Genomic DNA, 9,327 nt, shown 5'->3' with positions numbered 1-9,327 from the left:
CCCCCTGCCGTCCGTCCCGACCCCGTCTGCCGCACTGTGTCCCTGTCACCGTCGGCATCCGATACCCTTTTCGTGTGACTTACCTCAGGAACGCGGCCACACTCCTCCTCGCCATCGTCATGGTCGGGGTGTTGACCGCGTTCGCCGTCGTCCCGTTGGTCGGCGGTGCCGGACTGGCGGTCAACGCCGGATCCGACACCGTCGACAGCGACCTCGCCGACATCGACGACAACGAGTCGCTGCCCGAGGTCAGCACGGTCACCGACAGGGACGGCAACACCCTGGCCACGCTGTACGACCAGCGCCGGTACTCCGTCGGCACGGACGAGATCGCCGACAGCATGAAGGAGGCGATCGTCGCGATCGAGGACCGTCGCTTCTACGAACACGACGGCGTCGACGTCCGGGGCACCCTGCGAGCCCTGGCCGCGAACTTCTCCAGCGGCGGCGTGGAACAGGGCGCCTCGACCATCAACCAGCAGTACATCAAGAACTACCTGCTGCTCATCGACGCCGCGAATGACGAGGAACGCGCCGCCGCGACCGAGACCTCCGCCGCCCGCAAGCTGCGCGAGATGAAGATGGCCACGGACCTGGAGAAACGCTACTCCAAGGACGAGATCCTCACCCGCTACCTCAACCTCATCTCCTTCGGCAACGGCGCCTTCGGCATCGAGGCCGCCGCCCGGACCTACTTCTCCACCAGCGCCGCCGACCTCACCGTCCCCCAGGCCGCCCTGCTGGCCGGCATGGTCCAGTCCACCAGCGCACACGACCCGTGGGCGAACCCGGACAGCGCCAAGTCCCGGCGCGACGACGTCCTCAGGGCGATGGAGGCCTCGGGCGCCCTCGGCCCGGCGGAACGCGACCGGTTCATCGCCGAACCCCTCGGCGTCAACGAGTCCCCCGCCGGGGAGGACAACGGGTGCATCGGCGCGGACAACGCCGGGTTCTTCTGCGACTACGTCCTGTCCTACCTCGAGGACCACGACCTCGACCGCGAGGAGATCGCCCGCGGCGGCTACACCGTGCGCACCACACTGGACCCGGATGCGCAGGACGCCGCGGTCGACGCGGTGCGTTCCCAGGCGGACCCGTCCACGCCGGGGGTGTCGATGGCCTCCAACTTCATCGCCCCCACCGATGACGCCCACGAGGTCGTCGCCATGGCCTCGTCCCGGACCTACGGTCTCGACGCGGACGTCAGCGAGACCGTCCTGCCGGTCACGCACACCTCCGAAGGCAACGGTGCCGGAAGTGTCTTCAAGCTCTTCGCCGCCGCCGCGGCCATGGAGAAGGGGCTGGGCCTGGACACCACCCTCTCCGTCCCGTCGCGCATCGAGGTGTCCGGCATGGGCAGCGGAGGTGCCGCCGGGTGCCCCGCCAACCGCTACTGCGTGGAGAACGCCGGCGACTTCAAGTCCAGCATGAGCCTGCGTGAGGCCCTGGCCACCAGTCCCAACACCCCCTTCGTGGCGATGGCGGAGAAGCTGGGAACCGAACGTATGACGGACATCGCCGTCGACCTCGGCCTGCGCTCCTACGGCGAGCCGGGCTCCTACGACGGGGAGAGCTCCGTCGCCGACTTCATCAAGGACAGCAACCTCGGCTCCTTCGTGCTGGGCCCGTTGGAGGTCAACCCCCTGGAGCTGGCCAACGTGTCCGCCAGCCTCGCCGACCACGGACGGTGGTGTGAGCCCTCCCCCGTGCTGTCGGTTACCGACCGCAACGGCGACGAGGTCGAGCTGGACACCCCTCCCTGTGAACAGGCGCTCTCCCGCGACGTCGCCGACGCCCTGGCCAACGGCATGGGAGGGGACGTGCGGAACGGTACCGCGTCCGACGCCGCCGACGCCTCCGGGTGGAGCGGGCCGATCTCGGCGAAGACCGGGACGACCGAGACCAGTCTCTCCGCCGCGTTCCTCGGCTTCACCCCCGGGCTCGCCGGCGCGACCTACGCCTTCAACGACGGTTCCCAGACCTCCCCCCTGTGCACCTCCCCGCTCCGGCAGTGCGCAGAGGGCGACCTCTACGGCGGCAATGAACCCGCCCGGGCCTTCTTCACCGCGGCGAACTCCATGGCCTCCAGCTACGGCGGCACCGGCCTGCCGCGCTACGACCGCGACTACGACCGGGGCAGCCCCAACCGCTACCGCAACGCGACAGCCACCACCGATGCCCCGGCACCCCGGCAGGAGAGCCGCAGCACCGGGTGGGACATGACACTCGACGAGTTCGACTAGACCCACCGGACCGACGTGCCCGGCGCAGGCCCGGCGCGTGCCGGGACCGCCGTTACACTGGTCAGGGTGAGCATCCGACGCAGCCCAGAACAACAGCCCGCCCTGCACCGACATGAAGGGGAGACGGGGCGACCGCGCAGCCTGCCGTCCCGCGTGGTTTCCGGGGCCCTCGCCTCAGTGGGCACCCTGGCCGCCGTCGGTGCGGCCACCGCCCTGGCGGCGGTCGCCGAGACCCGCGCCTTCGTCCTCCACGAGGTGACCGTCCCGGCGCTCGAGCCCGGCACCCTCGACGACGGTCGGGAGGCCTTCACCATCCTGCACGTCTCCGACCTGCACATGCTGGCCGGTCAGCGTGCCAAGCAGAACTGGGTCGCCGGTCTCGACGCCCTCGCGCCGGACCTCGTGGTCAACACCGGCGACAACCTCGGTGAGGAACAGGCCGTGCCGGGCGTGCTGCGTGCCCTGGGCCCGTTGCTCCGGCGCCCCGGGGTCTTCATCTTCGGCAGCAACGACTACTACGCACCCCACCCGGTGAATCCCTTCAACTACCTGCTGGGCAAGCGCAACAAACCCAGCGACGTCGAGCTGCCGTGGCGCGGCATGCGCGCCGCCTTCATCGAGCACGGGTGGGAGGACGCGACGCACCGTCGGGTGGATTTCGCGACCGCCGGGGTGAAGCTGGCCGTCGGCGGTGTCGACGACCCGCATCTCGACCGGGACGACTACGACCTGCTCGGCGGCCCGCCGAACACCGAGGCGGACCTGGCGATCGGACTGTCCCACTCCCCTGAGCCGAGGGTGCTCGACGAGTTCGCCGCCGACGGCTACCAGCTGATGATGTCGGGTCACACCCACGGCGGCCAACTGTGCCTGCCCGGGGGGCGGGCGATCATCACCAACTGCGGGATCGACCGGTCCCGGGCGTCCGGGCTCTCCCGCTGGTCCGAGCGGATGTGGCTGCACGTGACCAACGGACTGGGGACGTCGAAGTACGTTCCGTTCCGTACGTTCTGCCGCCCCTCCGCCACGGTCCTCAGGGTGGTGGAGCGCCCGGCCTGACACCGACGTGTACAGCTGTTTTGCCAGTGGGCCGTCCGGCCGTCTATAGTGCTTACCTGTTGCGACACAGCGATTCCCGCCAGGGATGAGGTGTGCCGTTCCAGACCGGGGTATGGCGCAGCTTGGCAGCGCGCTTCGTTCGGGACGAAGAGGTCGTGGGTTCAAATCCCGCTACCCCGACAGCCAGAGGAACACCCTCCGACCTGCACAGGCAGGACGGAGGGTGTTTTCTCGTTCCCCACGCTCACGCGGTGCGGCCCTGCCGTGGACCACCCTCAGGGGTGTGTCCGGCGGTCCGGAGTTCTCCTAGCCTTGGCCGGATGACGAGCTTCACACCGTACGACTGTCACGATGTACTTCCCGTGTCGCTCCAGTCCGCTGTCCGGTGGTCGCGGGGGGACGCGCCGAAATCACTGGAACTGGCCCCCGACGTGCGGAACACCCTCGGGCTGCAGACGCCCGGCAACGCCCGCCGTCTGTGGCGGGGCCTGGCCGAACTCGGCTGCCTCGACCTCACGGTCGCGCGTGTGGTGGAGCCCCACCTCGACGCGCTCAGCATCCTGGAGCAGGCGCGCGACTTCAATCCCGTGGTCTTCGTCCCCGACCGGTCCACCTGGGGAGTCTTCGCCGCCGAGGGAACCTGCCCGCCTCTGCGTGCGGAGCGGGACGCCGACGGCGGTTGGCGTCTGACCGGCCGCAAACCGTGGTGTTCCCTGGCCGGCTCCCTGAGCCATGCCCTGGTGAGCGCCTGGACCTCGGAGCGCGGCCGGACACTGTTCGCCGTACGCCTCACCGGGGACAACGTGTCCGTCAGCGGGGCCCCGTGGGTGTCACGGGGACTGCGGGAGGTGGAGACGGTGACCCTGGACTTCGACGCGGTCCCCGCACACGACGTCGGCCCGGAGGACTGGTACCTGTCGCGACCGGGGTTCGCCCTCGGCGCCGTCGGCGTCGCGGCGGTGTGGTGGGGCGGTGCCTCCGCCCTGGTGCAGCAGTTGCACATGCACCTGGCCCACCGCGCCGACTCCCCTGCCGACTCCCCGGCCGGAGTGGACCAGATCAGTCTCTGGCACCTCGGGCGGTGCGACGCGGCCCTCGTCGCCGCCGGGGCTGTCCTCGAGCAGCTCGCCGGACGGGTCGACGGGGACGGTGACGCGGGCGATCCGGAGTGGGCCGAGGCACTGCGCGCCCGCGCCGTCGTCCACGACGCCTGCGAGACCGTCCTCACCAGCGTGACGCACGCCCTCGGCCCCGCGCCGCTGACCGGGGACGAGGACTTCGCCCGCCGGGTCGCGGACCTGCAGGTGTACCTGCGGCAGCACAAGCCGGAGAAGGACCTGGCGACAGTGGGCTCACGGGCACTGGACGGTCTCCCCACGGTGTGGGGCGGGCGATGACGACCTTCGACCACCGTGACCGCGGGACCGACGAAGCCGTGTGGGAAGCCGCAGGAGTGAACCGCACCGCCGGCACTGCCGGCATCGCTACCCCCTTCGACCTCACCGGGTTCACCGGCCTCGTCGTGGTCGCCGCCCACCCGGACGACGAGTCCCTGATGTGCGGCGGACTGCTCGCCCTGGCCGGGGCGAAAGGCATGCACGTCGAGGTGCTGGTGGCCACCGACGGGGAGGCCTCTCACCCGGACTCGCCCACCCACACCCCGGAGCGACTCGCGTCCCTGCGCCGGCACGAATGCTCCTCGGCGGTGGCCGAACTGGCGCCCCGGGCGCGGCTGCGGTTCCTCGGACTCGGCGACGGCCGGACCGCAGAGCACGGCGACACACTGACCGCCGAGGTGGTCCGTGCGGTCACCGGCGCCGGGGCGGCCGGCTGCCTGCTGGTCTCCACATGGCGCGGTGACGGGCACCCGGACCACCGGGCCGTCGCGCTGGCGACGTCAGCCGCCGCCTGGCGGACCGACACCGTCCACCTGGAGGCACCACTGTGGTTCTGGCACTGGGGGCGCCCGGAGGATCTCCCGGCGCTGTCCGGGGACGGCCGGGCCGTGTCCCTCAGCCTGGACCCACGCGCCCGGGACGCCAAACGCTCCGCCGTCGCCCGGCACCGCTCCCAGGTGGAGCCGCTGGGGCCGGAGCCGGGCAACGAGGCGCTCCTCAGTGCGTCCGTCCTCCGTCATTTCTCACGGGGCGTGGAGATCTTCGTGGAGACGCCCCCGGACCGGCGCTCCGCCTTCGACGGGCTGCACCGGGGCACCCCGGACCCCTGGTCGACGCGGACCAGCTGGTACGAACAGCGCAAGCGGGCGCTCACGCTCGCGGCGCTGCCCGACGCGCACACCGGGACAGTGCTGGAGATCGGCTGCTCCGTCGGTACGCTCGCCGCCGACCTCGCCGGACGGTGCGACCGGGTCATCGCCGTGGACGACAGCACCGCCGCCCTCACCCGGGCCCGACGCGCGGTCGACGACCCGCGTGTCTCGTTCCGCCAGTGCATGGTGCCCGAACAGTGGCCGGCCGGGGACGCGGGCGGTCCGTTGCGTCCCGACGTGGTCGTGCTCTCCGAGACCGGTTACTTCCTCAGCCCGGGGCGGATGCGCGCCCTGGCACGCCGGATCCGGGACTCGGACGCCGGGGCTGTGCTGGCCTGCCACTGGCGGCATCCGGTCGAGGGGTGGCCGCTGGACGCCGCGGACGTGCACGCCGTCCTCGCCGGGACGCTGACGCAGCCGGAGTCGCTGCGCGTCCGGGACCGCGACTTCGAGATCGTGCTGTGGCGCCACGGTGCAGACGGAGCGGACGGGACAGACGGGGGTGCCCGACGATGACGGGCAGCACAGTTCCTCCCCGCCCCTCCGGGCCGATCGAGGCCGTGTCGGTGATCCTCCCCGTCCACGACGAGGAGGAGACGGTCGCCGCCGCGGTCCGCTCCATCGCCGGAGCCGCCAGGGCGCTCACGGTGCCGGTGTCCCTCACCGTGGTCTTCGACCGGTGCAGTGACGCCAGCGAGACCAGGGTCGCCGAGGTGGTCGGGTCCCCCGGCGCCTGCGGCAGGCTGGAGGTCCGGACGATGTCCGGCTACTTCCCCCACATCGGGGCCGTCCGGAACGCCGGTGTCGCCGACGCGACGACCTGGGGAGCCGTCGCCGGGGTGCCGCTCCACCGGCACTGGACGGCGCACACCGACGCCGATTCCGTGGTGCCTCCCCACTGGCTGCGGACACAGCTGGAGGACGCCGACGCCGGCTACGGGCTGGTCACCGGGACCGTGGTCCCCGATGAGCCACCGGGGACCCCTGCCGCACGACAGTGGGCCGCCCACCACACGCTGGGCGAAGGGCACACGTCGGTCCACGGGGCGAACCTCGGCGTACGGCTCGACCTGCTGCTCGCCGTAGGCGGGTTCGTGGACGTCGCGGTGGGTGAGGACGTCCGCACCGTGGCGTTGCTCAAGGACATGGGCGTGCCCTGGACGGCGACGGACCGGGGCAGGGTGCTGACCTCGGCACGCCGGACCGGACGGATCGTCGACGGATTCGCCGGGTACCTCCGCACGTGCGACGGTTCCGCCGGGTCGGACGAACCACCGGTCGGCACCTGAGCCGCCGGAGAGGAAAGGAGGAACACACCGACACGACAGCCGGAATTACATTGACAATTGCCGTCTCGGAAGTCCTTTTCCGACACGGCCCATTTCGCATGCATTTTCAACGAATAAAGGGGTGTGGGCCTCGATAATTAACGCTCAGAATTACCCCACGGCCACATCTGATTCACGTATACTCGGGCCCCGCAAGCGTTTCCGACGATCGAAGGGAGAACCACCATGGGACTCGACGACAACCTCAAGAGCACCGCAGAGGATGTTTCCGGCAAGGCCAAGGAGGCAGCCGGCAACGTCACCGACAATGACAAACTGAAGGGCGAGGGAAAGGTCGACCAGGCGAAGTCGGACGTCCGGGATGCCGCGGAGAAAGCCAAGGGAAAGATCTCCGAGGGCGTCAACAAGATCACCGGCGACTGACCACCCCGCCACCACCTGACCTGTAACCGACTTTTCACGAACGGAGAAAATGATGGACTCCACCACTCTCATCCTCGCGGCGGAATCAGCACCCCCGCTGGGATTCATCGGCTGGATCATCGTCGGCGGTCTCGCCGGCTGGATCGGCTCGAAGATCATGGGCACCGACGCGTCCATGGGGATCATCCTCAACATCGTCGTCGGCGTCGTCGGCGGCTTCCTCGGCGGATGGCTTCTGACCCTGTTCGGCGTGGACGTCGCAGGAGGAGGCATCATCTTCAGCTTCATCACCTGCCTGATCGGTGCGGTGATCCTGCTCTGGATCGTCGGCCTGGTCACCAGGAAGAGGTAGCCGGGAGCCACAGCAACGGCCACAGGTGAACGTGAGCCCGCCCGGGGACGCCGCGAACGGCACCCCGGGCGGGCTTCCTCGTGCCTGCCCCGCCCTCTGTCAGCTGCGCTGCGGTTCCCGTCCCCGTGCAGACGGCGGAGTCATCCCGTGCTCCATCCCCCAGCGGACCGCCTGGGAGCGCCGCTCCACACCCATCTTGCGGTAGGCCGACCGGATGCAGGATTTCAGGGAGTTGATGGTGATGTAGCAGCGCTCGGCGATGTCCGCGTTCGTCAGGCCCTGGGTGACCAGGGCGATGATCTCGGCCTCCCGCGCGGTGAGCCCCACGTCCTGCCCGGGCCAGAAGCCACGGCGGGACACCGGCTCCCCCGGCTCATCTGTCTCGGGCCTGATGAAGTCCGCGGTGTCGGAGACCATCACCTCACCCCGGTGGATGGCCTCGAGGCACCGCACCAGGTCTTCGGCACCCATCGACTTGTCCAGGTAGCCGCGGCACCCCTTGTCCAGGGCGCTACGGATGAACTCCGCCCGCATGTTCCAGGTGTAGACGACGACCTGCCCCGCGTCGCTGTCGCGCAGGACCTCGTCCAGGTCGAGGCCCTCCACCTGGGAGCGTCCGAAGGTGTCGTAGAGGGTGAGGTCGGCCGTCACGTCCGAGACCGACCCGACCTCCGTCTCGACCACCCTGATCCTGTCGGCGAACGGCTCGAGCATGGACCGGAGCCCGACGACGACAACCTCGTAGTCGTTGAGGAGACGCAGATTCAGTGGCCGTGGGGGACGGCGGTAGGGCGAGAGAGTCACGCGACCATCCTACTGACACGCCGCCGACACAGTGGACACTGTGGACACTGTGGCCCGACGGGTCAGAACTCCTCGTAGGTGGCGGGGTCCTGGCCCTTCAGCCGCCCGTCCGGGTTCCCCAGCGCAGTGATCGCCGTGACCTCGTCGTCGGTGAGCTCCACCGTCAGCGACTCGAGGTTCTCCTGCTGCCGTTGACGTCCGGCGGCCTTGGGGATCGCCAGTGAGCCGACGGCCCGGTGCCACGCGAGCACGACCTGCCCGGGCGTCGCCCCGTGGGCGCGGGCCGCGTCCTGCACCGGCGCACTGTCCAGTGCCGCCCCGCGCCCCAGAGGGCTCCACCCCTGGGTGATGATCCCGTGGGCAGCATTCCACTCCAGTGCACCGACCTGGGGGAAGGCCGGGTGCAGCTCGATCTGGTTGACTTCCGGCAGCTCCCCGGTCTCCTTCTCCAGGACCTCCAGGTGCTCGGGCAGGAAGTTGCACACACCGATGTGCCGGACCAGGCCACGCTCCCGGGCCTCGATCAGGGCCTTCCACGCCTCGACGTAGTGACCCTGCTTCGGGTTGGGCCAGTGGATCAGGTAGAGGTCGATGGGGCCGACGCCGGAGCGGTAGTGGGACTCCGCCACGGTGGCGAGCGCGTCCTCGCGTCGGTGGTACCGTCCCGGCAGCTTGCTGGTGTAGACGATCTCGTCGCGGGCGGCCGCACCGCTCTCGACGGCGGCGCGGATACCTGCACCGACGCTGCCTTCGTTCTCGTAGTTGTAGGCGGAGTCGATGAGCCGGTACCCGAGTTCGATCGCCCCGGTCACCGCCTCGGCACCTTCGGCGCCGCGCAACTTGTACGTGCCGAAGCCGATGCCCGGCAGTGCCAGCGGGGAGGGGGTG

The 9,327-nt window shown here is 70.2% G+C and carries 9 protein-coding genes and 1 tRNA gene; 8 read left to right on the top strand and 2 right to left on the bottom strand.

Going from position 1 to position 9,327, the window contains the following annotated elements; genetic code table 11:
• Positions 1-119: 119 nt before the first annotated feature.
• The 8 genes from Q0A34_RS03630 (at position 120) to Q0A34_RS03595 (ending at position 7,635) form a co-directional block, all read left to right on the top strand.
• Complete coding sequence (locus tag Q0A34_RS03630; protein ID WP_291478535.1) at positions 120-2,243, top strand: transglycosylase domain-containing protein; 2,124 nt, start codon at positions 120-122, stop codon at positions 2,241-2,243.
• A gap of 177 nt (positions 2,244-2,420) precedes the next feature.
• Entirely contained in the window at positions 2,421-3,302 is an 882-nt protein-coding gene (locus Q0A34_RS03625; protein WP_291478533.1) for a metallophosphoesterase, read from the top strand.
• Between the two features lie 106 nt (positions 3,303-3,408).
• Positions 3,409-3,482, top strand: a tRNA-Pro gene (locus Q0A34_RS03620).
• A 140-nt stretch (positions 3,483-3,622) separates the two neighbouring features.
• Entirely contained in the window at positions 3,623-4,699 is a 1,077-nt protein-coding gene (locus tag Q0A34_RS03615) for an acyl-CoA dehydrogenase family protein (protein ID WP_291478529.1), read from the top strand.
• Positions 4,696-6,087: a bifunctional PIG-L family deacetylase/class I SAM-dependent methyltransferase gene (locus Q0A34_RS03610; RefSeq protein WP_291478528.1), complete on the top strand. Its 1,392-nt coding sequence runs from the start codon at positions 4,696-4,698 to the stop codon at positions 6,085-6,087. The genes Q0A34_RS03615 and Q0A34_RS03610 overlap by 4 nt, the downstream gene beginning before the upstream one ends.
• Positions 6,084-6,860 (top strand): glycosyltransferase, encoded by a 777-nt coding sequence (locus Q0A34_RS03605; protein WP_291478526.1) that lies wholly within the window; start codon positions 6,084-6,086, stop codon positions 6,858-6,860. Before Q0A34_RS03610 ends, Q0A34_RS03605 begins: the two co-directional genes overlap by 4 nt.
• 225 nt (positions 6,861-7,085) lie before the next feature.
• The gene (locus Q0A34_RS03600; protein WP_291478525.1) at positions 7,086-7,283 is read left to right on the top strand and encodes a CsbD family protein; all 198 of its coding nucleotides are present in this window, start codon (positions 7,086-7,088) and stop codon (positions 7,281-7,283) included.
• Between the two features lie 52 nt (positions 7,284-7,335).
• Positions 7,336-7,635, top strand: coding sequence for a GlsB/YeaQ/YmgE family stress response membrane protein (locus tag Q0A34_RS03595; protein WP_291478524.1), 300 nt, complete (start codon positions 7,336-7,338; stop codon positions 7,633-7,635).
• Positions 7,636-7,734: 99 nt separating this feature from the next.
• Here Q0A34_RS03595 and Q0A34_RS03590 read toward each other — a convergent pair whose 3' ends face one another.
• Positions 7,735-8,439 carry a response regulator transcription factor gene (locus Q0A34_RS03590; protein ID WP_291478522.1) on the bottom strand — a complete coding sequence of 235 codons (705 nt, stop codon included), beginning with the start codon at positions 8,437-8,439 and terminating at the stop codon, positions 7,735-7,737.
• Positions 8,440-8,501: 62 nt separating this feature from the next.
• The gene (locus tag Q0A34_RS03585; RefSeq protein ID WP_291478531.1) at positions 8,502-9,314 is read right to left on the bottom strand and encodes an aldo/keto reductase; all 813 of its coding nucleotides are present in this window, start codon (positions 9,312-9,314) and stop codon (positions 8,502-8,504) included.
• Positions 9,315-9,327: the final 13 nt, after the last annotated feature.

The organism is Corynebacterium sp., from assembly GCF_022712195.1.
Lineage (GTDB): Bacteria > Actinomycetota > Actinomycetes > Mycobacteriales > Mycobacteriaceae > Corynebacterium.
The sequence above is the reverse complement of the archived record's forward strand: the minus strand, read 5'-3'. Positions and strand labels throughout refer to the sequence as shown.